Annotated in this window: 19 protein-coding genes and 1 pseudogene; 11 read left to right on the top strand and 9 right to left on the bottom strand. The window is 53.7% G+C overall.

Annotated elements, in window-relative coordinates:
• The first annotated feature begins 11 nt into the window (after positions 1 to 11).
• The gene (gene sspA / locus AC3ITF_RS02340; RefSeq protein WP_096755483.1) at positions 12 to 650 is read left to right on the top strand and encodes a stringent starvation protein SspA; all 639 of its coding nucleotides are present in this window, start codon (positions 12 to 14) and stop codon (positions 648 to 650) included.
• 5 nt (positions 651 to 655) lie between these two features.
• Entirely contained in the window at positions 656 to 1159 is a 504-nt protein-coding gene (gene sspB, locus AC3ITF_RS02345) for a ClpXP protease specificity-enhancing factor (protein WP_096755484.1), read from the top strand.
• A gap of 46 nt (positions 1160 to 1205) precedes the next feature.
• On the opposite strand, the gene dcuC is transcribed toward sspB, so the two are convergent.
• Positions 1206 to 2573 carry an anaerobic C4-dicarboxylate transporter DcuC gene (dcuC, locus tag AC3ITF_RS02350; protein ID WP_115257364.1) on the bottom strand — a complete coding sequence of 456 codons (1368 nt, stop codon included), beginning with the start codon at positions 2571 to 2573 and terminating at the stop codon, positions 1206 to 1208.
• A gap of 359 nt (positions 2574 to 2932) precedes the next feature.
• On the opposite strand from dcuC, the gene nanR reads away from it, so the two are divergent.
• The 5 genes from nanR to nanQ all read left to right on the top strand — a co-directional run bounded on the left by nanR (position 2933) and on the right by nanQ (position 7814).
• Positions 2933 to 3724 carry a transcriptional regulator NanR gene (gene nanR / locus AC3ITF_RS02355; RefSeq protein ID WP_115257365.1) on the top strand — a complete coding sequence of 264 codons (792 nt, stop codon included), beginning with the start codon at positions 2933 to 2935 and terminating at the stop codon, positions 3722 to 3724.
• Between the two features lie 167 nt (positions 3725 to 3891).
• The gene (gene nanA, locus AC3ITF_RS02360; protein WP_117342748.1) at positions 3892 to 4785 is read left to right on the top strand and encodes an N-acetylneuraminate lyase; all 894 of its coding nucleotides are present in this window, start codon (positions 3892 to 3894) and stop codon (positions 4783 to 4785) included.
• A gap of 110 nt (positions 4786 to 4895) precedes the next feature.
• Positions 4896 to 6386, top strand: a complete 1491-nt coding sequence (gene nanT, locus AC3ITF_RS02365; protein ID WP_117342747.1) for a sialic acid transporter NanT — start codon at positions 4896 to 4898, stop codon at positions 6384 to 6386.
• An 88-nt stretch (positions 6387 to 6474) separates the two neighbouring features.
• Positions 6475 to 7350 (top strand): N-acetylmannosamine kinase, encoded by an 876-nt coding sequence (gene nanK, locus AC3ITF_RS02370; protein WP_489176102.1) that lies wholly within the window; start codon positions 6475 to 6477, stop codon positions 7348 to 7350.
• Positions 7347 to 7814 carry an N-acetylneuraminate anomerase gene (nanQ, locus tag AC3ITF_RS02375; protein WP_174361218.1) on the top strand — a complete coding sequence of 156 codons (468 nt, stop codon included), beginning with the start codon at positions 7347 to 7349 and terminating at the stop codon, positions 7812 to 7814. Before nanK ends, nanQ begins: the two co-directional genes overlap by 4 nt.
• A gap of 64 nt (positions 7815 to 7878) precedes the next feature.
• On the opposite strand, the gene AC3ITF_RS02380 is transcribed toward nanQ, so the two are convergent.
• From AC3ITF_RS02380 to gltB, 6 genes and pseudogenes are all read right to left on the bottom strand, one after another.
• A complete protein-coding gene (locus tag AC3ITF_RS02380; RefSeq protein WP_117342744.1) occupies positions 7879 to 9159 on the bottom strand; it encodes a cytosine deaminase in 1281 nt (426 codons plus the stop codon).
• On the bottom strand, positions 9149 to 10399 hold the full coding sequence (gene codB, locus AC3ITF_RS02385; RefSeq protein ID WP_181540317.1) for a cytosine permease: 1251 nt from the start codon (positions 10397 to 10399) through the stop codon (positions 9149 to 9151). Before codB ends, AC3ITF_RS02380 begins: the two co-directional genes overlap by 11 nt.
• A gap of 197 nt (positions 10400 to 10596) precedes the next feature.
• Positions 10597 to 10695: pseudogene (locus AC3ITF_RS02390) on the bottom strand (FAD-dependent oxidoreductase); the annotation flags it as partial.
• A gap of 21 nt (positions 10696 to 10716) precedes the next feature.
• Positions 10717 to 11784 (bottom strand): PDDEXK nuclease domain-containing protein, encoded by a 1068-nt coding sequence (locus AC3ITF_RS02395; protein ID WP_182038951.1) that lies wholly within the window; start codon positions 11782 to 11784, stop codon positions 10717 to 10719.
• Positions 11785 to 11995: 211 nt separating this feature from the next.
• Positions 11996 to 13414, bottom strand: coding sequence for a glutamate synthase small subunit (locus AC3ITF_RS02400; protein ID WP_096755493.1), 1419 nt, complete (start codon positions 13412 to 13414; stop codon positions 11996 to 11998).
• A gap of 12 nt (positions 13415 to 13426) precedes the next feature.
• A complete protein-coding gene (gene gltB, locus AC3ITF_RS02405; protein ID WP_489176103.1) occupies positions 13427 to 17887 on the bottom strand; it encodes a glutamate synthase large subunit in 4461 nt (1486 codons plus the stop codon).
• 687 nt (positions 17888 to 18574) lie between these two features.
• On the opposite strand from gltB, the gene mnmL reads away from it, so the two are divergent.
• The 4 genes from mnmL (at position 18575) to mtgA (ending at position 23635) form a co-directional block, all read left to right on the top strand.
• Complete coding sequence (gene mnmL, locus AC3ITF_RS02410; RefSeq protein WP_115257371.1) at positions 18575 to 19504, top strand: tRNA modification radical SAM protein MnmL/YtqA; 930 nt, start codon at positions 18575 to 18577, stop codon at positions 19502 to 19504.
• A gap of 195 nt (positions 19505 to 19699) precedes the next feature.
• Positions 19700 to 22036 carry an aerobic respiration two-component sensor histidine kinase ArcB gene (gene arcB / locus AC3ITF_RS02415; RefSeq protein WP_489176104.1) on the top strand — a complete coding sequence of 779 codons (2337 nt, stop codon included), beginning with the start codon at positions 19700 to 19702 and terminating at the stop codon, positions 22034 to 22036.
• 229 nt (positions 22037 to 22265) lie between these two features.
• Positions 22266 to 22919 carry an isoprenoid biosynthesis glyoxalase ElbB gene (gene elbB / locus AC3ITF_RS02420; protein ID WP_117342736.1) on the top strand — a complete coding sequence of 218 codons (654 nt, stop codon included), beginning with the start codon at positions 22266 to 22268 and terminating at the stop codon, positions 22917 to 22919.
• On the top strand, positions 22916 to 23635 hold the full coding sequence (gene mtgA, locus AC3ITF_RS02425) for a monofunctional biosynthetic peptidoglycan transglycosylase (protein ID WP_137400200.1): 720 nt from the start codon (positions 22916 to 22918) through the stop codon (positions 23633 to 23635). Before elbB ends, mtgA begins: the two co-directional genes overlap by 4 nt.
• 137 nt (positions 23636 to 23772) lie before the next feature.
• Here mtgA and npr read toward each other — a convergent pair whose 3' ends face one another.
• The gene (gene npr, locus AC3ITF_RS02430) at positions 23773 to 24045 is read right to left on the bottom strand and encodes a PTS phosphocarrier protein NPr (RefSeq protein ID WP_096755498.1); all 273 of its coding nucleotides are present in this window, start codon (positions 24043 to 24045) and stop codon (positions 23773 to 23775) included.
• Positions 24042 to 24896, bottom strand: coding sequence for an RNase adapter RapZ (rapZ, locus tag AC3ITF_RS02435; RefSeq protein ID WP_096755499.1), 855 nt, complete (start codon positions 24894 to 24896; stop codon positions 24042 to 24044). Before rapZ ends, npr begins: the two co-directional genes overlap by 4 nt.
• Between the last annotated feature and the right edge of the window lie 7 nt (positions 24897 to 24903).

The following is a 24903-nucleotide window of genomic DNA, read 5'->3' on the forward strand; positions in this document are numbered from 1 at the left end:
TGGAGGTTTTCATGGCTGTCGCTGCCAACAAACGTTCGGTAATGACGCTGTTTTCTGGTCCTACTGACATCTATAGCCATCAGGTCCGCATTGTACTGGCGGAGAAAGGTGTTAGTTTCGAGATTGAGCATGTGGAGAAAGACAATCCACCTCAGGATCTGATCGACCTCAACCCGAATCAGAGCGTACCGACACTGGTGGATCGTGAGCTGACCCTATGGGAATCTCGCATCATTATGGAATACCTGGATGAGCGTTTCCCGCATCCGCCGCTGATGCCGGTTTACCCGGTTGCGCGTGGTGAAAGCCGCCTGTACATGCAGCGTATTGAAAAAGACTGGTATACGCTGATGAACGTCATCGTAAACGGTTCTGCTTCTGAAGCGGACGTCGCGCGTAAGCGACTGCGCGAAGAGCTGCTGGCAATTGCGCCAGTGTTTAGTCAGAAACCGTATTTCCTGAGCGATGAGTTCAGCCTGGTAGACTGCTACCTGGCGCCGCTGCTGTGGCGTTTACCGCAGCTGGGTATTGAATTCAGCGGTGCTGGTTCGAAAGAGCTGAAAGGGTATATGACCCGCGTATTTGAACGTGACTCTTTCCTGGCTTCTCTGACTGAGCCTGAACGTGAAATGCGTCTGGGCCGGGGTTAATCTGTATGGATTTGCCACAGCTATCACCGCGCCGTCCGTATCTGCTGCGCGCATTCTATGAGTGGTTGTTAGACAACCAGCTTACGCCGCACCTGGTGGTGGATGTGACGCTTCCGGATGTGCAGGTTCCTATGGAATATGCGCGTGACGGGCAAATTGTTCTGAATATTGCTCCACGTGCAGTGGGCAACCTGGAACTGGCAAACGACGAAGTGCGTTTTAACGCGCGCTTTGGCGGTATACCGCGTCAGGTTTCCGTGCCGCTGGCTGCTGTTCTGGCTATCTATGCCCGTGAAAACGGTGCAGGTACCATGTTCGAGCCAGAAGCGGCCTACGACGAAGATGTCGCCAGCTTAAATGATGACGACAACGACACGTCCGGCTTTGAAAGCGAAACGGTCATGTCCGTCATTGATGGCGATAAGCCCGATCACGGTGATGACAACGACCCGGATGATACGCCGCCACCTCCGCGTGGTGGGCGTCCGGCGCTACGCGTAGTGAAGTAAAATCAAACAGGCCCTTGCGGGCCTGTTTTGCTTTCTGTGCCAGCCATCAATAAAACAGCACAATCGTGGCTATCATATTCACCACAAATCCTACCGCCATTGGGATCGCCGTGCGTTTAACCACCTCAAAAGGCGATACACCCGCAATACCGGAAGTTACTACAATGACCGCAGTAATGGGTGAAACCGCGCGGGCCAGGGTAGTGGCAAAGTGCATTGGCATAATCATTACCACCGCCGGAATATGCAGCCCTGCGGCGATGTCCGGGATCAGGCTGGCGAAAGACATAAACGGCGCGTTACCGGAACCCATGACAATGGCGCAGGCGGCGATGACCACCGCCATGATGATCATCACGCCGATACCGCCAAGCCCGGAATGTTCCGCCCCCCTAATCACCGCGTCGACAGTGCCGATGGTGGTTAAGCCTTTGGCAAAGATCTCACCGGCGACGACCAGCGTAACGACGTTGGCAAACTGGGTGCCCATGCCATCAAAAAACGCCTGCACATCATCCATGGTTTCGCGCAGATTATGGGTGCGAAAGAATTCGACAAGCATGGTGACTGTCATGCTCATCAGCATCACCACCACCAGATTCAGCTCTGTTTTCATGAGTCCACTATGTGCAAGGAACAGCGAGCCTAGCATCAGGATCAGTGGCATCACCGGTAAAATGGCGTAATAGAGCGGCGGAACATCTTCCAGCACCTTTTGTTCGGTAAAGCCGATGTTTTCTGGTGCCGCTTTTTTATCAAACTGGCGCTGCACAAAAAAGTGCGCAATAGCAACGGCGATAATCACGCACGAGGCCACGGGTAACTGGTAGTGGAAGAAGTAGGTGGCGATTTTCATTCCCGCTACCTGAGCGGCAAAAATCGAGTTTGTTTCCAGAATACCCCATTCAATCGACATTGACGTGGCAATGACCGCCACTGCCGACAAACGGCTTACGCCAAGGCTGACCAGCGTCGGGAAGAGGGTGACCATCAGCAACATCCCTAACCCGGAGGCGCTGGTAATGAACTGCGCCATGATCTGACCGATCACATAGGTGGCGGCAAGCACGATATACGGTGATCGGATAAGCTTTAGCGGACGGCTCAGCAGGCTCACCATCGCCCGACTGGCTCCCATCCTGTCCATATAGCGGGCATAGCCACCGACGGCCATAATCGACAGCCCCAGGCCTGCTGCACGACTGGAGAGCATGCGCAGAATTTCGTTATAAATATCAACCAGCAGGTAGCCGCTGCTTTTTTCGGGTGCAACCAGCGCACCGTACCCCAGCCAGACGCCGCAGATCATTAGGAAGATCCCAGCAGCCGCAAGGACCACCTGGGGTTTGTAGTTTTTGAGGATCAGGTAACCCATCGTTAATAAAACGATGACAGAAAGTATGATGCCGAACATTTTTTCACTCCATGCAGGAAAGAAGATAAATCCGGTAATAGCGCTGTTATAAAAGCGGATGTTATATTTTTTTTACCGTTTTTTATGGAGTGAATATCGTATTTTTAAAATCGAGATTAAATTATTTTTCGTTTTAAAATAGTAGGTTATGATAATTTTTCACGATCATATTCGCAGATTTCATAAATTCGATGTCATACTCAGAAATTAAAATTCATCATATTGTTTTTGAGTGAAAATATATTTGTATTTCATATGTTATCAATAAGCGGGCTAACCCGATTGACCTCCATTTCACCCCGCTTTCGATCCTGTGTTACGATGAACCCGCTGTTGTTTTTCACCAATGACTTAGCTGAATGGACCCTATGAACGCATTTGATTCGCAAGCTGAAGACTCTCCATCCACCATTGGCCGTAGTTTACGTAACCGCCCGCTGGCGCGTAAAAAGCTGTCTGAAATGGTTGAAGAAGAACTGGAACAGATGATTCGTCGTCGGGAGTTTGGCGAGGGTGAACAGTTGCCGTCCGAGCGGGAGCTGATGGCCTTCTTTAACGTCGGTCGTCCCTCGGTACGAGAAGCCCTGGCGGCGTTAAAACGTAAAGGCCTGGTGCAAATCAACAACGGCGAACGTGCCCGCGTTTCGCGTCCATCTGCGGACACCATCATTGGTGAACTGTCGGGGATGGCGAAAGATTTTCTCTCGCATCCCGGCGGCATCGCCCACTTTGAACAGTTGCGACTGTTCTTTGAGTCAAGCCTGGTGCGTTACGCCGCAGAGCATGCAACCGACGAGCAAATTGACAGATTGGCGAAAGCGCTGGAGATTAACAGCCAGTCGCTGGATGACAACGCGCTGTTCATTCGTTCGGACGTGGATTTTCACCGTGTGCTGGCGGAGATCCCTGGTAATCCTATCTTTATGGCGATCCATGTCGCGCTGCTGGACTGGCTGATCGCCGCACGTCCGACCGTCGCTGACCGCGAATTATACGAGCACAATAGCGTAAGTTATCAACAGCATATTGCTATTGTCGACGCCATTCGTCAGCACGATCCTGATGAAGCAGACCGCGCATTACAAGACCATCTCAACAGCGTTTCCGCTACCTGGCACGCCTTCGGTAAAAATAAAAAATTGCGTAAATAATCCCGATCCTGACGATCGTTTAAACACAGAGGCGACTTGCAGGATGAAGTGTTTAGTGAGGCAGATCGCAATATAAGCGTTCTGTATTGTATTGCTGCTTATTTGATCTGGTATAACAGGTATAAAGGTACGCAGTTAGACAACACTAATCATCGACAGAGGTAGTTATGGCAAGAGATTTAAGAGGCGTAATGCCAGCGTTGTTAACCCCATTCGACAACCAACAGCGACTGGACATTGAGAGCCTACGTCGTCTGGTACGTTTCAACATTGGGCAGGGTGTTGATGGCCTGTACGTCGGTGGCTCAACGGGTGAAGCGTTTGTCCAGAACCGGGCTGAAAGAGAGCAGGTACTGGAGATCGTGGCGGAAGAAGCGAAGGGTAAAGTCACGCTTATCGCACATGTGGGCACGGTGAGCACCGAAGAGAGCCAGCAGTTGGCGAGCGCAGCCCATCGCTACGGCTTTGATGCTGTCTCTGCCGTCACGCCGTTTTACTATCCGTTCAGTTTTGAAGAGCACTGCGATCACTACCGTGCAATTATTGATTCCTCTGATGGCTTGCCAATGGTGGTCTATAACATCCCGGCGCTGAGCGGCGTAAAACTGACGCTGGATCAGATCAACACGCTGGTCACGTTGCCGGGTGTTGGCGCGTTGAAGCAGACCTCTGGCGATCTCTATCAAATGGAGCAGATCCGTCGCGCCCATCCGGATCTGGTGCTGTACAACGGCTATGACGAAATTTTCGCGTCAGGCCTGCTGGCTGGGGCAGACGGTGGTATCGGCAGTACCTACAACATTATGGGCTGGCGCTATCAGGGAATCGTGAAAGCACTCAAAGAAGGCGACATCCAGACGGCACAAAAGCTGCAAACCGAGTGCAATAAGGTTATCGATTTACTGATTAAAGTCGGCGTGTTCCGTGGACTGAAAACGGTTCTGCACTATATGGACGTGGTTTCCGTCCCACTGTGCCGTAAGCCGTTTGCCCCTGTTGACGAAAAGTACCTGCCAGAACTGAAAGCGCTGGCTGACCAACTGCTGGCAGAAAAGGCGTAACAGCGGATTGCCGGGGGCTCTTTGCTTGCCCGGCCTACACAGGCAGACCGTAGGCCGGATGAGACACAGTCGCCCACCAGTACAACAATGAAAATCGTCGGGAGAGTCACATGAGTACTTCTACCCAGAGCATTCCGTGGTACCGCCATCTCAACCGGGCACAATGGCGTGCGTTCTCTGCCGCTTGGCTGGGATATTTGCTGGATGGTTTTGATTTTGTCTTAATTGCCCTTGTGCTGACGGAAGTACAAGGTGAATTCGGGTTGACGACGGTGCAGGCTGCCAGCCTGATCTCGGCCGCCTTTATTTCTCGTTGGTTTGGCGGGCTGATGCTGGGGGCGATGGGCGATCGCTACGGGCGTCGCCTGGCGATGGTCACCAGCATTATTCTGTTCTCGCTAGGGACGCTGGCTTGCGGTTTTGCACCGGGCTACACCACCATGTTTATCGCCCGCCTGGTCATCGGCATGGGGATGGCAGGTGAGTATGGTTCAAGTGCGACCTATGTGATTGAAAGCTGGCCTAAACAGTTGCGCAATAAAGCCAGTGGTTTCCTGATTTCTGGCTTCTCCGTGGGGGCCGTGATCGCCGCTCAGGTCTACAGTCTGGTGGTACCGGTGTGGGGGTGGCGCGCGCTGTTTTTCATCGGCATTGTACCGATTATCTTCGCCCTCTGGCTGCGTAAAAATATTCCGGAAGCCGAAGACTGGAAGGAAAAACACGAAGGCAAAGCGCCGGTGCGCACGATGGTGGATACCCTCTATCGGGGTGAACATCGGGTCATTAATATTCTGATGACGCTCGCCGCCGCAACCGCGCTGTGGTTCTGTTTTGCCGGTAACCTGCAAAACGCGGCTATCGTGGCGATCCTCGGTCTGGTCTGCGCGTTTATCTTCATTAGCTTTATGGTGCAAAGCAGCGGTAAACGCTGGCCGACGGGCGTAATGCTGATGGTAGTGGTGCTGTTCGCCTTCCTCTACTCGTGGCCAATTCAGGCGCTGCTGCCGACCTACCTGAAAACTGAATTGATGTATGACCCGTCGACGGTCGCCAGGGTGCTGTTCTTCAGCGGCTTTGGGGCGGCGGTAGGCTGTTGTGTCGGTGGTTTTCTGGGTGATTGGCTGGGTACGCGCAAAGCCTATGTCTACAGCCTGCTGGCCTCACAGTTGCTGATTATTCCCGTGTTTGCGATTGGCGGTGCCAACGTCTGGGTACTGGGTCTGCTGCTGTTTTTCCAGCAAATGCTCGGGCAGGGGATCTCCGGGATCTTACCCAAACTGATCGGCGGTTATTTCGATACTGACCAACGTGCGGCGGGTCTGGGCTTTACCTACAACGTGGGTGCGCTGGGTGGGGCACTGGCGCCGATCATCGGTGCGCTGATTGCACAGCGTCTGGATCTGGGTACGGCGCTGGGATCGCTGTCGTTTAGCCTGACTTTCGTGGTGATCCTGCTGATTGGCCTTGATATGCCGTCCCGCGTGCAGCGCTGGCTGCGCCCGGAAGCGCTGCGTACCCATGATGCCATTGATGGTAAACCGTTTAGCGGAGCCGTGCCGTTTGGTAGCGATAAAAGCGCGCTGGTGAAATCAAAAAGTTAATCCGATTGCCCGGTCCTGCACCGGGCTATTTTGGTAAGGGAGTAAGTATGTCGTTACTTGAGCTACTGACGCTGAAAAAGGTCGTGCTATGACAACGCTGGCGATTGATATTGGCGGCACCAAACTGGCCGCTGCACGGGTAGACCGTGATTTACAGATCCGCGAACGCCGTGAACTGCCGACACCTGCCAGCAAAACGCCGGATGCCCTGCGGGCCGCGTTACAGACGCTCATTGAGCCGCTGCAGGCGCAAGCAGAGCGCGTTGCCATTGCCTCCACCGGTATTATCCGCGAGGGCACACTACTGGCGATTAATCCGCTCAATCTTGGCGGGCTGATGCACTTCCCGCTGGTACAAACCTTAAGAGAGTTGACCGGCTTGCCGACCATGGCGGTCAATGATGCGCAGGCGGCGGCCTGGGCGGAATACCACGTAATGGCTGACGAGATAAGCGATATGGTATTTATCACCGTGTCGACCGGTGTGGGCGGCGGCGTGGTCAGCAACGGCAAGTTACTCACCGGGGCTGGTGGTCTGGCGGGGCATTTAGGGCATACGTTGGCAGACCCTAATGGACCAGTCTGTGGCTGCGGTCGTACCGGCTGCGTGGAGGCTATTGCATCTGGTCGCGGAATTGCCGCTGCCGCACAGGGCGACCTTGCCGGTTGCGATGCCAGAACGGTGTTTACGTGTGCGGTGCAAGGGCATGAACAGGCCGCGCGGTTGATTGCACATTCTGCACAGGTGCTGGCGCGACTGATTGCCGACGTCAAAGCGTCTACCGACTGCCAGTGCGTAGTTGTGGGTGGCAGCGTTGGGCTGGCGCAAGGATATCTGACGCAGGTCCGCACGCTGCTGGCGCAGGAACCCTCGGTGTATCACGTCCCACTGCGCACAGCACATTACCGACATGACGCCGGGTTGCTGGGCGCAGCATTGTTAGCACAAGGAGAGTTATCATGATATTAGGCGAGTTACAGTCGCTATCCGCTGCGGGATTACCCCCTGTTCTGCTTGATGCGCTGACCCTTGCGCTGGCGGTAGACGTGCAGAATAACGCGCCGGGACACTATGTACTGAAAGGCGACGATCTGTTTATGAACGTGATGCAGTTCGCCACGCAACCGCCACAAGAAAAAAAGGCGGAGCTGCATGAATGTTATATTGATATCCAATTGCTGCTGGCAGGTGAAGAGCGTATTTTTTTCGGTTTGGCAGGTTCCGCACGTCAGTGCGAAGACGTGCATGTTGAAGAGGATTATCAACTGTGCAGCGAGATTGCCGATGAACAAGTTGTTACCCTGAAACCGGGGATGTTCGCGGTGTTTATGCCTGGCGAGCCACATAAACCGGGCTGCGTGGTGAGTGCACCTGGAGAAATTAAGAAGGTGGTGGTGAAGATCCGAGCCAGCTTGCTACACGCCTGATAGGAATGCACCAACATGGTAATTGCCGCAGCTGCGTGTCTGCGGCAATTATTCAAAAGACAATCTACCGCTTAAATGTCACTGTTTCTGGCTGCGACAGATGCAACGTTGTTTGACTCGGTACGGTCTCGGCGATGACCCGCCCGTGGCGAATGGAATAACGGGCAGGTGTTTGGCGACGAACCGCGTCAAACCCATTTTCTGCCGGTAAAATTACCAGGTTAGCGGAATTTCCAACGCTCAGGCCGTAGTCTTGCAAGTGCAGGGTTTTTGCGCTGTGAGTGGTTATCAGGTTCAGCCCATCATTAATCTGCCCGTATCCCATCAGTTGGCACACGTGTAATCCCATATGCAGCACCTGCAGCATATTCGCGGTGCCCAGCGGATACCACGGATCAAAGACATCATCATGGCCAAAGCAGACGTTGATCTCTGCCTCCAGCATCTCTTTGACGCGGGTGACACCGCGACGCTTGGGATAGGTGTCAAAACGTCCCTGCAGGTGAATGTTCACCAGAGGATTCGCAACAAAGTTAATACCTGACATTTTCAGCAGACGGAAAAGACGGGAAGCATACGCGCCGTTGTAGGAATGCATCGCTGTGGTATGGCTGGCAGTAACGCGCCCGCCCATTCCGTCGCGATGCGCCAGTGCTGCAACGGTTTCAACAAAGCGTGATTGTTCATCATCAATTTCGTCACAGTGCACATCGATAAGGCGGTCGTACTTCTGGGCCAGGGCGAAAATTTTATGCAGCGACTCCACGCCATATTCACGCGTAAATTCAAAGTGGGGAATCGCACCAATCACGTCGGCGCCCAGGCGTACCGCTTCCTCTAACAGTGCCTCACCGTTGGGGTAAGATAGAATCCCCTCTTGTGGGAATGCCACAATTTGCAGCTCCACCCACGGTGCGACCTCTTGCTTCACTTCCAGCATCGCTTTCAGTGCCGTTAGTGTGGGATCGGAAACGTCAACGTGCGTACGAACATACTGGATGCCGTTGGCCATCTGCCATTTCAGGGTTTGCATGGCACGCGTCTTCACGTCTTCGTGAGTCAGCATCGCTTTACGTTCAGCCCAGCGCTCAATACCCTCAAACAGCGTACCCGACTGATTCCAGTTTGGCTCGCCTGCCGTTTGCGTGGTGTCCAGATGGATATGCGGCTCGACGAATGGCGGGATGGCGAGTCCACCTTCAGCGTCCAGGACCTCACCTTGCGGTAAAGATGCGGCTTCCTGGGATTCAATACGGCTAAAACGCCCGTTTTCAATTGTAAGTTGCCATAACCCTTCGCGTCCCTGTAAACGTGCCTGACGAATGGTGAGGGTATTAGTCTGCATGGCTGACCTCCGTGGACTGAGCAAGACTGCGATTAAAAAGTGGATTCAGCAGGATATAGCTGACTACACCGCCGAGTACGGCGTTGACGGGCACAATACCGGGAATATAGTGGCCGGCAGCGATGCCCAGTGCAACGGACAGAATGGCTATCCAATTCACCGGCGTAAATTGTGCGTTGTTGAAATCGGCGTATCGGCGGTGGTTTAACAGATAGTCGGCAATAATCACCCCGCCAATCGGAGGGATCGCGGCCGACAGAAATGTCAGCCAGCCGACAAAGTTATTGTACAGCCACAGCGCGCACAGCGTGCCAATAATACCGTTAACCACCGACAATGTACGGCTGGAAAAACCGGTAATATTGGCAAAGCCCAGACCCGACGCATACAGCGCGTTGTCGTTGGTTGTCCAGATATTCAGGCCGAGAACGACAATCGCTGGTAGCAGGAGCCCCTGGGCAATCATCACGTCGGAGATGTCCGCCTGTCCTACAGCGGCAGCGCCAGCAGCACCGAAGATAAACATCAGGGAGTTGCCGAGGAAAAAAGCCACCATGGCAATCAGCACCGCAGCTTTGGCATTACGGCCAAAGCGGACGAAGTCGGCCGTCAAGGTACCTGCGCTGACAAACGATCCTACCACCAGCGCCAGCGCGGTTGAAAAATTCAGCGGCGTCTGTGGCACAATCGTTTTTAAATGATCTAAGCCGCCCACGTCGGATACTGCCAGCCAGACGGAGTAACTACCAAGAATAACGATAGCGGGTACGGCGATAATCGATAAAACCGTCAGCGCCGAAATGCCAAAAAAGATGGTCATGGTCATCAACAGGCCAGATACAGCAATCAGGATATTAACGTCGATTCCCGTCGCTTTGCTGACTGGGATAGCAAACATCGCCACACCAACACCAAACCAGCCCACCTGCGTGCCGCCTAACAGCATTGAGGGAAGCCATGAACCTTTTACGCCAAATGAGTAACGCGCCAGGAGATGGGTAGAGAGTCCGGTTTTTGCGCCGATGAAACCCAGAAAGGCAGTGTAAATACCGAGGAGAAGATTACCGAAGAGAACTGCCAGGAAGAAATCATTATAGGAAAGACCGGTACCGAGTGTGCCCCCGGTCCACATACTGGCGGAAAAAAACGTTAATCCCAACATTACAAATGTCAGTGGAACTACGCCTTTCCGCGCGGCCAGAGGGACGGGGCCCTGGCTATAATTGTTATCTTGCGACACAACACCTCCATGAATTTTGCCCAAAAAATCCGCCGCATAATATACACTTTTCAGAAGAATGCAAACGTTTACGTACTGGATTTTTAAGCTGGTTGGTCGCGAATTTATGCTATGTAGCAACTACGTATTTTGAGAAGAGAAGACGGATATCCGGCATCTCATCCATATGTGCGGACGAGATGCCAGAAAAGATGTGTTTATACTTCCAGGTAACTCAGGATCCCGTCAGCGGCTTTACGGCCTTCGGCAATTGCCGTCACCACCAGATCCGAACCGCGCACGCTGTCGCCATTGGCTCAGTCGCTCCGTGAATGATCTCATTGAGACGCTAATCGAGTTTGTGAACGGGCAAGTTCATCCGCCAGTAATTTCTCGTCAGGCAACTGCATTTTGTATTCGCTGGTAAGCACTTTATGAGGTAAACCGGTTAGGGCATAGTGAGCTTCGCCAGCACCTTTTTCCGCGCACAGGATTAAGCCTACGGGCGGATTCTCTCCAGGCATTGTCCAGTGCTCTTGGGCATAATTCAGGTACATATTCATTTGCCCTGCATCGGCGTAGCTGAATTTCCCTACCTTGAGGTCAACGATGAGCAGGCAGCGTAAGCGTCGGTGGAAGAACAGCAGATCGATGCGAAACCAACTATCGTCAATGCGTAAGCGACGCTGGCGACCCACAAAGGAAAAATCATCACCGAGTTCCAGCATAAAATCCATCAGGTGGTTTATCAGCGCTTCTTCAAGGTCAGATTCAGAATATTCGTCCTTTAAATCTAGGAATTCAAGAATGAACGGGTCACGTATTGCTTGTTCTGGCGTAACGTCAGCGACGGTGGGGGCGACCTGCTGTAACATGGCGGTTTTGTCGTGGGACAATAATGTTCTTTCGTAAAATTGGGTGGTGATTTGCCTGTCGAGTTGCCGTACTGACCAGCCGTTACGTAGCGTCTCTTTCTCGTAAAAGATGCGGGCATCAGGATTTTTAACCGATAGCAGGCGGACATAGGCTGACCAGGGAAGCGGGAAAATTTTGGCGAGTTGTGCCAGACGGGAAGATTCACCAGACACTGTCTGCTGAATTTCAATATTTTGAAAATAAAGATAAAACGCTCGTATTTGTCGCAAGTTTCCCGTGGAAAACCCACGTTTGTACCGCTGGTTTAAATCGACGGACAAACGTTCAATCAGTTGAGTACCGTAAGCCGCTCGCGCTTCACCGCCTTGTTCAAATTCGACAATTCGATGGCCAATCTCCCAATAGGTTGCCGTCATAATTGCGTTGATGCTGCGGACCGTTTCTGTCCTGGCGTTATCCAATAAATGGATTATTCCGTCATGGATTTGCTGATAATCCTCAGCATGGTGTGTCGAGGTGAGTGTATTCATGTCTTCCCTGGCGTGATAGTTGCGAAATGAAAATATATCGTTATCAATACGCTCGAGGTCTAATGCCGTCAATCCATGACGATTGCATTACATGGACCTGCATCAGCATTTGCGAGTCGCTTTCCAGGAATGACGTGAATGTGTGAGGCAGAAGAAAACTGGCCCCCATCCAGCAATGTGAATTTTGGCAGGGGGCCAGCAGAGAGGCTTTTTATACTTCCAGGTAATTCAGGATCCCGTCAGCGGCTTTACGGCCTTCGGCAATCGCCGTCACCACCAGATCCGAACCGCGCACGATGTCGCCACCGGCGAAGATTTTCGGGTTGCTGGTCTGGAACGCGTTGTCGCTGCGTTCCGGGGCGATAATGCGGCCCTGTGAATCCAGCTCGACGCTGTGCTTTGCCAGCCATTCCATGCTGTGCGGACGGAAACCGAATGCCATCACCACGGCATCGGCGGGTACCACGTGTTCAGAACCGGGCACGATCTCCGCACGGCGGCGGCCTTGTGCGTCCGGTGCACCCATTTCAGTATGCGCCATTTTTACACCGCACACTTTGCCGTTGGCGTTAATTTCCACGCCCAGCGGCTGCACGTTGAACTGGAATTCTACACCTTCTTCACGCGCGTTTTTTACTTCGCGTTTCGAGCCAGGCATGTTTTCTTCGTCGCGACGATAGGCGCAAATCACGTGTGACGCGTTCTGACGAACGGAAGTACGTACGCAGTCCATCGCAGTATCACCGCCGCCCAGCACCACCACGCGTTTGCCTTCCATACTGATGTACGGCTCGTCGCTGCTTTCGCCAAAGCCCATCAACTGCTTGGTATTGGCAATCAGGAATGGCAGGGCATCGAATACGCCATCGGCATCTTCGTTTTCCAGCCCACCGCGCATCGACTGATAGGTTCCGACGCCGAGAAACACAGCGTCATAATCTTTCAGTAGATCGTCGAGCTGCACGTCACGACCCACTTCTACATTGAGTTTGAACTCAATGCCCATACCGGTGAAGATTTCACGACGACGGGTCATCACCTCTTTTTCCAGCTTGAAGGCTGGAATACCGAAGGTCAGCAGGCCGCCAATCTCCGGATGACGGTCAAACACCACCGCCTTTACGCCGTTACGGGTGAGTACGTCGGCACAGGCCAGCCCTGCCGGACCGGCACCGATAATGGCGACGCGTTTATCGGTCTGGCGTACGCCGGTCATATCCGGGCGCCAGCCCATTTCAAACGCTTTATCGTTGATATAGCGCTCAATGTTGCCGATGGTTACCGCGCCGAACTCATCGTTCAGCGTGCAAGAACCCTCACACAGACGGTCCTGCGGACACACGCGACCGCAGACTTCCGGTAGCGTGTTGGTCTGGTGTGACAGCTCGGCTGCTTCAAAAATACGTCCTTCGTTAGCCAGCTTCAGCCAGTTCGGGATGTAGTTGTGCACCGGGCATTTCCACTCGCAGTACGGGTTGCCGCAGGACAGGCAGCGGTCTGCCTGCGCCTTAGCCTGGCCTTCGGAAAACGGCTCGTAGATTTCGATAAACTCGATCTTGCGGATCTTCAGCGGTTTCTTCGGCGGATCAACGCGCTGCAGGTCGATAAATTGGTATACGTTCTGGCTCATTGCTGCTACCCCTTACTGCGCCTGCACGCGCAGCTCAGCTGCGCTACGACTACGGTGACCCAACAGTGCTTTCACATCACTGGACTTCGGTTTAACCAGCGCGAATTTCGCCGAGAATGCCGGCCAGTTGGCTAGGATCTCTTCTCCGCGTGACGAACCAGTATGCTGTACATGCTCGGTGATCAGTCCACGCAAATGCTCTTCGTGGATAGCCAGCGAGTCCACGCTCAGGACTTCGACCAGTTCCGGATTCACGCGTTTGCGGAATTCGCCGTCTTCGTCCAGCACGTAGGCGAACCCGCCCGTCATGCCTGCGCCGAAGTTGACGCCCGTTTTACCGAGAATACAGACGATGCCGCCGGTCATGTATTCACAGCCGTTGTCACCGATGCCTTCGACCACGGTGATGGCACCTGAGTTACGTACCCCAAAGCGTTCACCCGCGCGACCTGCGGCAAACAGACGACCGCCGGTTGCGCCGTACAGGCAGGTGTTGCCGATGATGCTCGCTTCATGGCTGCGGAAGGCAGAACCGACCGGAGGACGTACCGCCAGCAGGCCGCCCGACATGCCTTTACCGACATAGTCGTTGGCATCGCCGGTCAGATACAGCTCCACGCCGCCCGCGTTCCACACGCCAAAGCTCTGGCCTGCGGTACCGCTGAAATGCGCCTTGATCGGGTCGGAAGCCAACCCCTGATCGCCGTGCGTCTGAGCGATATAGCCCGACAGTGATGCGCCGACAGAACGGTCGGTGTTGCGGATGTCGAACCAGAAAGTTTTACTCTGGCGCTCATCAACAAATGGTTTGGCCTGTTGCAGCAACTGCGCGTTGAGCACGCCGTTGTCGAACGGTGGGTTGTTCTCAGTACAGTACACCGCTTTGCCTGGGTGAGGTTGTGCGGTTTCCAGCAGGTGAGACAGCTCCAGTTTCTGTTGCTTGGCGGTATACCCGTCCAGCTCTTTGAGCAGATCGGTACGGCCAATCAGATCCACCAGGCGTGTTACGCCAAGCGATGCCATCAGCTCGCGGGTTTCACGGGCGACAAACTCAAAGTAGTTGGTCACTTTGAACGGCAGACCGTGGTAGTGGTTCTTACGCAGTTTTTCGTCCTGGGTTGCTACACCGGTTGCACAGTTGTTCAGGTGGCAAATACGCAGGTATTTACAGCCCAGCGCGACCATCGGCCCGGTACCAAAGCCGAAGCTTTCCGCGCCGAGAATGGCTGCTTTGATGATGTCGACGCCGGTTTTCAGACCGCCATCAACTTGTAAACGGATCTTATGGCGCAGACCGTTAGCCACCAGTGCCTGCTGAGTTTCTACCAGCCCCAGTTCCCACGGACAACCTGCGTATTTCACCGAAGAGAGCGGGCTGGCACCGGTGCCGCCGTCGTAACCGGCAATGGTTATCAGATCCGCGTAGGCTTTTGCCACGCCGGTGGCGATGGTGCCGACGCCCGGTTCGGAAACCAGCTTCACAGAGATCATCGCCTTCGGGTTAACCTGTTTTAAGTCGAAAATCAGCTGCGCCAGGTCCTCGATAGAGTAGATATCGTGGTGTGGCGGCGGGGAGATCAGCGTCACGCCCGGCACCGAATAACGCAGTTTGGCGATGTACGGAGTAACTTTATCTCCCGGTAACTGACCGCCTTCGCCGGGCTTCGCGCCTTGTGCGACCTTAATCTGAATGACGTCAGCGTTGACCAGATACGCCGGGGTTACACCGAAGCGACCAGAAGCCACCTGCTTGATGCGTGACACCTTGTTGGTGCCATAGCGTGCTGGGTCCTCACCGCCTTCGCCGGAGTTGGAATTGCCGCCGATGCTGTTCATCGCTTCGGCCAGCGCTTCGTGCGCTTCCGGGCTTAACGCGCCGATGGACATGGCTGCGGTATCAAAACGTTTAAACAACTCGGTTGCGGGTTCGACGTCGTCAATACTTACTGCTTCATTGCCAGGTGCGATAGCCAGCAGATCGCGCAGCGTTGCTGCCGGACGCTCGTTAACCAACTTAGCGTATTGCTGGTAGTCGCTGTATTCGCCGCTTTGTACTGCCTGTTGCAGGGTGCGTACTACGTCCGGGTTGTAGGCGTGGTATTCGCCACCGTGAACGTACTTCAGCAGGCCGCCCTGGCTAATCGGTTTGCGCGCCAGCCAGGCATGTTTGGAGAGGTTCAGCAGATCCTGCTGGAAGTCGGCAAAGCCTGCGCCGTTGATGCGACTGACCACGCCCTGGAAGCACAGTGCCACCACGTCGTCATGCAGACCGACGGCTTCAAACAGCTTCGAACAGCGGTAGGAGGCGATGGTCGAAATGCCCATTTTGGACATGATTTTGTACAGACCTTTGTTGATGCCGTTACGGTAGTTCAGCATCACGGTCCGGTAATCTTTGGCAATAGCGTGAGTGTCAATCAGACGCCCCAGCGTTTCATAGGCCAGATACGGATAGATTGCTGTGGCACCAAAGCCGAGGAGTACCGCGAAGTGATGTGGATCGCGGGTACTGGCAGTTTCGACGATGATGTTAGCGTCGCAGCGCAGGTTTTGTTCCACCAGACGCGTTTGCACCGCACCAACTGCCATCGGTGCCGGGACCGGCAGGCGATTTTTGGCGATGTTACGGTCAGAGAGCACCAGCAATACCGTGCCGTTACGCACCATCTGTTCGGCTTTATCGCACAGCGCCTTGACGGTCTCTTCCAGCGTGGTTTCACTCACGTCGAAGGTGATATCGAGCCGGTCAGCGCGATAATGTTCCTCTTTCATGGTGGTGAGCTGGGTGAAATCAGAGTACAGCAAGATCGGCGATTTAAAGCTCAGGCGATGCGCCTGGCCTTCGGCTTCACAGAAGACGTTCATCTCACGACCAATGCTGGTGGCCAGCGACATCACGTGCGCTTCACGCAGCGGATCGATTGGCGGGTTGGTCACCTGCGCGAACTGTTGACGGAAGTAGTCATAAATGATGCGCGGCTGGCTGGAAAGCACGGCAAACGGGGTGTCATCGCCCATTGAACCGACCGCTTCCTGGCCGTTTTCACCCAACACGCGAATCACGGAATCCAGTTCTTCGGCGCTGTAGTTAAACTGTTTTTGGTAGCTGGCAAGGGTGTCGTCGTCCAGCTCACGGCTGCCGACTTGATCGTCAGCCAGGTCTTCAAACGGTACCAGACGGCGGACGTTCTTTTCCATCCACTCTTTGTACGGATGGCGACTTTTCAGGTCATCATCGGTTTCCGCCGAGTGCAGAATGCGACCCGAGCGGGTGTCGATCACCATCAGTTCGCCGGGACCGACGCGGCCTTTCTCGACGACTTCATCGGGCTGATAATCCCAGATACCCACTTCGGAGGCGCAGGTGATGAGCTTGTCTTTGGTGATGACGTAGCGCGCCGGGCGCAGGCCGTTACGGTCAAGGTTACAGGCGGCAAAGCGACCGTCAGACATGACAATGCCTGCCGGGCCGTCCCACGGCTCCATGTGCATGGAGTTAAAGTCAAAGAATGCGCGCAGCTCCGGGTCCATATCTGGGTTGTTCTGCCAGGCTGGTGGCACCAGCAGGCGCATCGCGCGGATGATGTCCATCCCGCCTGCCAGCAGCAGTTCGAGCATGTTATCCATTGAGCTGGAGTCGGAGCCGGTTTCGTTGACGAACGGCGCGGCATCGTGGAGATCCGGGATCAGCGGGGTCTGGAACTTATAAGTACGGGCGCGCGCCCACTGGCGGTTACCGGTAATGGTATTGATTTCGCCGTTGTGCGCCAGGTAGCGGAACGGTTGGGCCAGCGGCCAGCGCGGTACGGTGTTGGTGGAAAAGCGCTGGTGGAACAGGCAGATGGCCGATTCCAGACGCAGGTCCGCGAGGTCCAGGTAAAAGCGCGGCAGATCCGCCGGCATACACAGACCTTTATAGATATTGACCAGATTGGACAAGCTACAGACGTAGAAGTCTTTATCGTCCTGTAAACGTTTCTCGATGCGGCGACGCGCGATGAACAGACGGCGCTCCATATCGCGTGGACGCCAGCCCGCAGGGGCGTTAACAAAAATTTGCTCAATACGGGGCAGGGAGGAGAGGGCAATTTCACCGAGAACACCGTCGTTGGTCGGCACGTCGCGCCAGCCCACAATCGACAGGGTTTCCTGCTGTAACTCTTCTTCAACGATGCGACGAGACGCCGCCGCCAGTTCAGCGTCTTTATTTAAAAAGATCATGCCGACCGCGTAGTTTTTGGCTAAACGCCAGCCGCGCTCTTGCGCAACAATGCGGAAAAAGCGATCGGGTTTTTGTAATAACAGGCCACAGCCGTCGCCGGTTTTACCGTCCGCGAGGATGGCTCCACGGTGCTGCATACGGGCCAGTGCGTGTATGGCGGTACGCACTACCTTGTGGCTAGGTTCGCCTTCTATGTGGGCGATCAGGCCGAAACCACAGTTATCCTTCTCAAGGGATTTATCGTACAACATATCAGTGAACCTCCCCAGGCTCTGCGGGACGCCTCTCCGATACCGTTTGCGCACAGGCACACCAAGAGCATGGCGACGGGGGTTGCGCGTTATACGCTCACCTCGCATTCGCCCTCTTTAATCCTTTTCGCATAGGTCAAACAAGTTTGAGGACTTGCTTCAGAGGGAATCTCAATTACTGCATAAATATGATGAGCAGGCTGCTCATCCAGAAAGCTTCCAGCGGATTTCCACGTTATCGGGAATCCACACACAGGTCAAATGGCAATCTTATTTATGCAAAAATGTGCTATAGGTCGATTAACGATATGAATATATTGAAATTAATGGCATTTTTACATTGATTTAACGCACAGTGGATGGCGAGGGAAGTGTGATCTGTCTCACTGTCAGAAAGGTCCGTTATCGCTTGTCCTCCCTTTGTTTATCGCGATGTTTGGCATTTTATGCTGGTTTATAGAGTTTACGCGTCTTAAAGATACTGTTTTTATCCGTTGGCCGTCGGAAGATAAAAAAAATCATCGGATATAAGGAAAAGTAATCACATTTTGATTGAATGAAATTTCATTTATTTTGCTTGAATATGCAATGAATAAAAGCACGCCGGGGCGATTGATCCAGGTCATCGCCGACGGGGGCTAAAAATGGCAGGCTTTGGCCTCTTTTCAAGGCGCGGTCTATCAGATTATGCAGTTACAGAAATTAGTCAATATGTTTGGTGGGGATCTTTCTCGTCGTTATGGGCAAAAGGTTCATAAACTCACGCTGCACGGCGGGTTTAGCTGCCCAAATCGCGATGGCACCATTGGACGTGGCGGGTGCACCTTCTGTAATGTCGCCTCCTTTGCCGATGAGGCACAGCAGCATCATTCGATTGCTGAGCAGCTCGAACATCAGGCTCAACTGGTGAATCGCGCCAAGCGCTACCTGGCCTATTTTCAGGCTTATACCAGCACGTTTGCCGAAGTGCAGGTGCTGCGTTCGATGTACCAGCAGGCGGTCACTCAGGCCAATATTGTCGGGCTGTGCGTCGGGACACGCCCTGACTGCGTGCCAGAGGCGGTGCTCGATCTGCTGTGCGAATATAAAGATCAGGGCTACGAGGTGTGGTTGGAACTGGGGCTGCAAACGGCCCATGATAAAACGCTGCACCGTATTAACCGTGGGCATGACTTTGCCTGCTATCAACGCACCACGCAGTTGGCGCGTGAGCGTGGGTTGAAAGTGTGCTCACATCTGATTGTCGGCCTGCCGGGAGAAGGGCAAGCGGAATGTCTGCAAACGCTGGCGCGCGTGGTGGAGACCGGCGTTGATGGCATTAAGCTGCATCCGCTGCATATCGTGAAGGGCAGCATTATGGCGAAGGCCTGGGAAGCAGGGCGTCTGAGCGGTATTGAGCTGGCCGATTACACCGTGACGGCGGGCGAGATGATTCGCCATACGCCGCCAGAGGTTATTTATCATCGTATTTCTGCCAGCGCCCGTCGCCCGACGTTACTGGCGCCGCTGTGGTGTGAAAATCGCTGGACCGGGATGGTCGAACTGGACCGTTATCTCAATGAGCATGGTGTACAAGGCTCCGCTCTTGGAACGCCGTGGGCTCAGCCGGGGAGCTAACCCTCTGTAGGCCGGATAAGGCAAAGCCGACCTCCGGCAATCTGCGCCTGCTTGCCTGATGGCGCTTCGCTTATCAGGTCTACGATGACCTCTCCTCAGTCATTTCACCGATAGCCTCCGCATTTATTGCACAATCTCAAACGTCACGCCGAGAATTGAGTATTATTGTGCCAAGTTGTCGTGAAGGAACCCTCTATGAAGCAAATTCGAATGCTGGCGCAGTATTATGTCGACCTGATGATGAAATTAGGTCTGGTGCGCTTTTCGCTGCTATTGGCGCTGGCTCTGGTGGTGTTGGCCATAGTGGTGCAAATGGCCGTCACCATGGTGCTGCATGGCCAGGTAGAAAGTATTGATGTAATACGTTCCATCTTTTTTGGCCTGTTAATTACCCCCTGGGCGGTCTATTTCCTGTCAGTGGTCGTGGAGCAACTGGAGGAGTCCCGGCAACGCCTGTCACGACTGGTGCAGAAGCTGGAAGAGATGCGCGAACGCGATCTCAAGCTTAACGTGCAGTTAAAGGACAATATTGCGCAGCTTAACCAGGAGATTGTCGAACGTGAAAAGGCGGAAGCGGAGCGCCAGGAAACGTTTGAACAACTCAAAGTCGAAATTAAAGAGCGTGAAGAAGCGCAGATCCAACTGGAACAACAATCCTCTTTTCTGCGTTCTTTTCTCGATGCTTCACCGGATCTGGTTTTTTATCGCAATGAAGATAAAGAGTTCTCCGGCTGTAACCGCGCCATGGAATTGCTGACAGGCAAGAGCGAAAAGCAGCTGGTGAATTTAAAACCGATTGAAGTTTACTCGCCAGAAGCGGCTGAAAAAGTTATCGAAACCGACGAGAAAGTGTTCCGCCATAATGTCTCGTTGACCTATGAACAATGGCTGGATTACCCGGACGGACGTAAAGCCTGCTTTGAAATTCGTAAAGTGCCTTATTACGACCGCGTCGGTAAACGACACGGCCTGATGGGCTTTGGCCGCGATATTACCGAGCGCAAGCGCTACCAGGATGCACTTGAACGTGCCAGCCGTGACAAGACGACCTTTATTTCCACCATCAGCCACGAACTGCGTACGCCGCTGAACGGTATTGTCGGTTTGAGTCGGATCCTGCTGGATACGGATCTGACCGCTGAGCAGGAAAAATACCTGAAAACTATCCATGTTTCTGCCGTTACGCTTGGGAATATTTTCAACGATATTATCGACATGGATAAGATGGAGCGGCGTAAAGTTCAGCTCGATAACCAGCCGATAGATTTCACCAGTTTTATGGCAGATCTGGAAAACCTCTCCGGCCTGCAGGCGCAGCAAAAAGGGCTGCGCTTTGTACTTGATCCGACCTTGCCGCTGCCGCATAAGGTCATTACCGACGGGACGCGTCTGCGTCAAATCCTGTGGAATCTGATCAGCAACGCCGTGAAGTTTACCCAGAAAGGGCAGGTCACCGTGCGGGCGCGCTATGACAAAGGCAACATGCTGCATTTTGAAGTGGAAGATTCTGGTATCGGTATTCCGCAGGATGAGCAGGATAAAATCTTCGCCATGTATTATCAGGTGAAGGACAGCAATGGCGGTAAACCGGCCACCGGGACCGGGATTGGTCTGGCAGTGTCTCGTCGTCTGGCGAAAAACATGGGCGGCGATATTACGGTTTCCAGCCAGCCGGGGAAAGGTTCCGTCTTTACCCTTACCGTTCATGCCCCAGCCGTTGCGGAAGAGATTGAAGACGCCTTTGAAGAAGACGACATGCCGTTGCCTGCCCTGAATGTGCTGCTGGTTGAGGACATTGAACTGAACGTGATTGTCGCCCGTTCGGTGCTGGAAAAACTGGGTAACAGCGTGGACGTCGCCATGACCGGGAAAGCCGCGCTGGAAATGTTCAAACCGGGTGAGTACGACCTGGTGCTGTTGGATATTCAGTTGCCGGATATGACGGGTCTGGATATCTCCAGAGAGTTAACGCAAAAGTACACGCGGGAAGATCTGCCGCCGCTGGTGGCGCTCACCGCTAACGTTCTGAAAGACAAAAAAGAATATCTGGAAGCGGGTATGGATGACGTGCTGAGCAAGCCGCTGTCGGTACCGGCGTTAACCGCCATGATTAAAAAATACTGGGATACCCGAAACAAAGAGGAGAGCACTGTGACATCTGAAGAAAGCAGTAAATCGCAAGCGCTGTTAGATATTCCCATGTTGGAACAATACCTCGAGCTGGTGGGACCGAAGTTAATTACCGACGGATTGGCGGTATTTGAGAAGATGATGCCGGGTTATTTAAGTGTGCTGGAGTCCAACCTGACCGCGCGTGATAAAAAAGGCGTTGTTGAGGAAGGCCATAAAATCAAAGGTGCCGCGGGGTCAGTGGGACTGCGCCATCTGCAACAGCTGGGTCAGCAAATTCAATCCCCGGACCTTCCTGCCTGGGAGGACAACGTGGGGGAATGGATTGAAGAGATGAAGCAGGAGTGGCAGCACGACGTGGCGGTATTAAGAGCCTGGGTGGCGAGTGTTGAAAAAAAATGACCCCGGCTTAGCCGGGGTGCGCGAATACTGCGCCAACACCAGGGAAATCGTGGCTGCGCCGTAAATTATTATCATTGTTTACAAGGGCGCAGCCCTAATTTTCAGGCCGCACGCAGTTAAGATAGCAAATCTTAAATAATTTGTTACATGAATCAGTTAAATGTGTGAAGCGTAGCATTTTAATAAGAATTATTAATATGCTACAGCCAGTTGCGAAAGGAGTATCACGATGAAGAAAATTGGCGTAGTGCTCGGTGGATGCGGCGTGTATGACGGCTCGGAGATCCATGAAGCCGTGTTAACGCTGCTGGCTATTGCCCGCAACGGGGCTCAGGCCATCTGCTTTGCGCCGGATAAACAACAAGCAGATGTGATTAATCATCTGACGGGCGAACCCATGCAGGAGACCCGCAATGTCCTGATTGAGGCTGCACGTATAACCCGTGGTGATATTCGCCCGCTTGCCCAGGCGGTCTCTGCTGAACTGGATGCGCTGATTGTCCCTGGTGGATTCGGTGCAGCGAAGAACCTGAGCAATTTCGCCAGCCAGGGAAGCGAATGCCGGGTGGATAGCGACTTAGCCGCGCTGGCAGTCGCCATGCATCAATCCGGTAAGCCGTTGGGGTTCATGTGTATTGCCCCAGCGATGCTGCCTAAAATATTCGATTTTCCGCTGCGTCTGACGATTGGCACCGATATCGATACTGCGGAAGTGCTGGAGGATATGGGGGCAGAGCATGTGCCGTGTCCGGTCGATGATATTGTGGTTGATGAAGACCACAAAATCGTCACCACGCCGGCTTATATGCTGGCACAGGATATTGCCCAGGCGGCGAGCGGTATCGACAAGCTGGTCTCGCGTGTGCTGGTGCTGACTGAATGAAAAAAGGGGTGACCGCCAGTTTGCGGCGACTCTTTCTGCGGGCGGTCATTGTCCTCGCCGTGTTCTGGGGCGGGGGCATCGCCCTCTTCAGCGTGCTGCCCGTGCCCTTTTCAGCGGTGATGGCTGAACGACAAATTAGCGCCTGGTTGCACGGTGATTTCGGCTATGTGGCGCATTCTGACTGGGTCAGTATGGATGAGATCTCACCGTGGATGGGGCTGGCGGTTATTGCCGCAGAAGACCAAAAATTTCCGCAGCACTGGGGATTTGATGTCTCTGCGATAGAAAAGGCGCTAGCGCATAATGAGCGCAATGAAAGCCGCATTCGTGGAGCATCGACGCTCTCGCAGCAGACAGCAAAAAATCTCTTTCTGTGGGATGGACGCAGTTGGGTGCGTAAAGGTCTTGAGGCCGGACTCACACTGGGCATGGAAACAGTGTGGAGTAAGAAACGTATTCTGACGGTTTATCTGAATATCGCCGAGTTTGGCGACGGTGTATTCGGCGTAGAAGCGGCAGCACAACGTTATTTCCATAAACCGGCCAGCCGCCTGAGTCAGTCTGAAGCAGCGCTGCTGGCGGCGGTGCTGCCAAATCCTCTGCGTTTTAAGGCGAATGCCCCGTCAGGCTATGTACGTAACCGGCAGGCATGGATCATGCGGCAAATGCGCCAGTTAGGCGGTGAGTCGTTTATGCGGGAAAATAAGCTGTATTAGTCGATGCTGACGCTGTTTTTGTAGGCCTGATAAGCGCAGCGCATCAGGCAGAATACGACACAACGACATTGCCGGATGTGGCGTAAACGCCTTATCCGACCTACTCGCTACGTGCTGAAATGGTAGCTCTGTACTGACTAATCCTCGTCAAATCCCGAATTAAACAGCGCAATCACCGCTGCCAGGGCTTCTACTTCCTGTGGGCCAGAGGCTTCAACCTCTATCTGGCGACCTTTGGCGGAATCCAGCATCAGCAGGGCGATGACGCTGTTCGCTTCCGCCTCTGTACCTTCATCGTTACGCAACAGCACTTCCGCCTCAAAACCTTGCATTAATTCAAACAGCTTCATCGCAGGCCGGGCGTGCATGCCCAGCTTATTGGTGATTTCGACAGTCTGTTTTACGGTCATGATTTGCGTTTTTCCAGGGTGCGATGGCGTGACTGCACGTTTTTACCGCGAGAGCGGAAGTAGTCAGCCAGTTGCTCTGCAATATACACCGATCGGTGTTTCCCGCCGGTACAGCCGATGGCTACGGTGAGGTAGCTGCGGTTGTTAGTCTCCAGCATGGGTAACCATAGCTCAAGATAGCTGCGAGTCTGGTAGATAAAATTGTGTACTTCTGTGTGGCGGTCGAGAAACGCGGCAACGGGCCTGTCCAGACCGGTCATCGGACGCAGTTTAGGGTCCCAGTGTGGGTTTGGCAGGAAGCGCACGTCAAAGACGTAATCCGCATCAATCGGGATGCCGTGCTTGAAGCCAAAGGACTCGAATACCATGGTCAGTTCACGTTCACGTTTGCCCAGCAGTCGGGTACGCAACATTTCTGCCAGCTCGTGCACGGACATTTCAGAGGTATCGACGATCAGGTCCGCGCGAGAACGCAGTGGCTCCAGTAAGTCACTTTCCTTATCGATAGCACTTTCCAGTGACAGATTTTTGCTGGAGAGTGGGTGCAGTCGACGGGTATCACTGTAGCGACGGATCAGCGTGTTACGATCAGCATCGAGGAACAGCAGCTGCGGCGAGAAACCTTCAGGCAGGTTATTCATTGCCTGCTCGAAAATTTCTGGTGACTCAGGCATATTGCGCACATCAATGCTGACGGCCGCAGATATTTGGCTATCGGCCAGGGTGCGGGCCAGATCGGGCAACAGCACTACGGGAAGGTTATCCACGCAGTAAAAACCCATATCTTCCAGCGCTCGCAGGGCAACAGATTTGCCTGACCCTGAACGACCGCTGACGATCATCAGTACCATGTACTGT

The organism is Citrobacter sp. KH_055_1 (assembly GCF_057838705.1).

Bases quoted from the DNA above. Each gene is read 5' to 3' on its own strand.
- sspA (WP_096755483.1), top strand. From the start codon at position 12: ATGGCTGTCGCTGCCAACAAACGTTCGGTAATGACGCTGTTTTCTGGT.
- mnmL (WP_115257371.1), top strand. From the start codon at position 18,575: ATGCAGTTACAGAAATTAGTCAATATGTTTGGTGGGGATCTTTCTCGT.
- nanA (WP_117342748.1), top strand. From the start codon at position 3,892: ATGGCAAGAGATTTAAGAGGCGTAATGCCAGCGTTGTTAACCCCATTC.
- nanK (WP_489176102.1), top strand. From the start codon at position 6,475: ATGACAACGCTGGCGATTGATATTGGCGGCACCAAACTGGCCGCTGCA.
- mtgA (WP_137400200.1), top strand. From the start codon at position 22,916: ATGAAAAAAGGGGTGACCGCCAGTTTGCGGCGACTCTTTCTGCGGGCG.
- nanT (WP_117342747.1), top strand. From the start codon at position 4,896: ATGAGTACTTCTACCCAGAGCATTCCGTGGTACCGCCATCTCAACCGG.
- AC3ITF_RS02395 (WP_182038951.1), bottom strand. From the start codon at position 11,784: ATGAATACACTCACCTCGACACACCATGCTGAGGATTATCAGCAAATC.
- AC3ITF_RS02380 (WP_117342744.1), bottom strand. From the start codon at position 9,159: ATGCAGACTAATACCCTCACCATTCGTCAGGCACGTTTACAGGGACGC.
- gltB (WP_489176103.1), bottom strand. From the start codon at position 17,887: ATGTTGTACGATAAATCCCTTGAGAAGGATAACTGTGGTTTCGGCCTG.
- AC3ITF_RS02400 (WP_096755493.1), bottom strand. From the start codon at position 13,414: ATGAGCCAGAACGTATACCAATTTATCGACCTGCAGCGCGTTGATCCG.
- nanQ (WP_174361218.1), top strand. From the start codon at position 7,347: ATGATATTAGGCGAGTTACAGTCGCTATCCGCTGCGGGATTACCCCCT.
- elbB (WP_117342736.1), top strand. From the start codon at position 22,266: ATGAAGAAAATTGGCGTAGTGCTCGGTGGATGCGGCGTGTATGACGGC.
- rapZ (WP_096755499.1), bottom strand. From the start codon at position 24,896: ATGGTACTGATGATCGTCAGCGGTCGTTCAGGGTCAGGCAAATCTGTT.
- npr (WP_096755498.1), bottom strand. From the start codon at position 24,045: ATGACCGTAAAACAGACTGTCGAAATCACCAATAAGCTGGGCATGCAC.
- nanR (WP_115257365.1), top strand. From the start codon at position 2,933: ATGGACCCTATGAACGCATTTGATTCGCAAGCTGAAGACTCTCCATCC.
- arcB (WP_489176104.1), top strand. From the start codon at position 19,700: ATGAAGCAAATTCGAATGCTGGCGCAGTATTATGTCGACCTGATGATG.
- sspB (WP_096755484.1), top strand. From the start codon at position 656: ATGGATTTGCCACAGCTATCACCGCGCCGTCCGTATCTGCTGCGCGCA.
- dcuC (WP_115257364.1), bottom strand. From the start codon at position 2,573: ATGTTCGGCATCATACTTTCTGTCATCGTTTTATTAACGATGGGTTAC.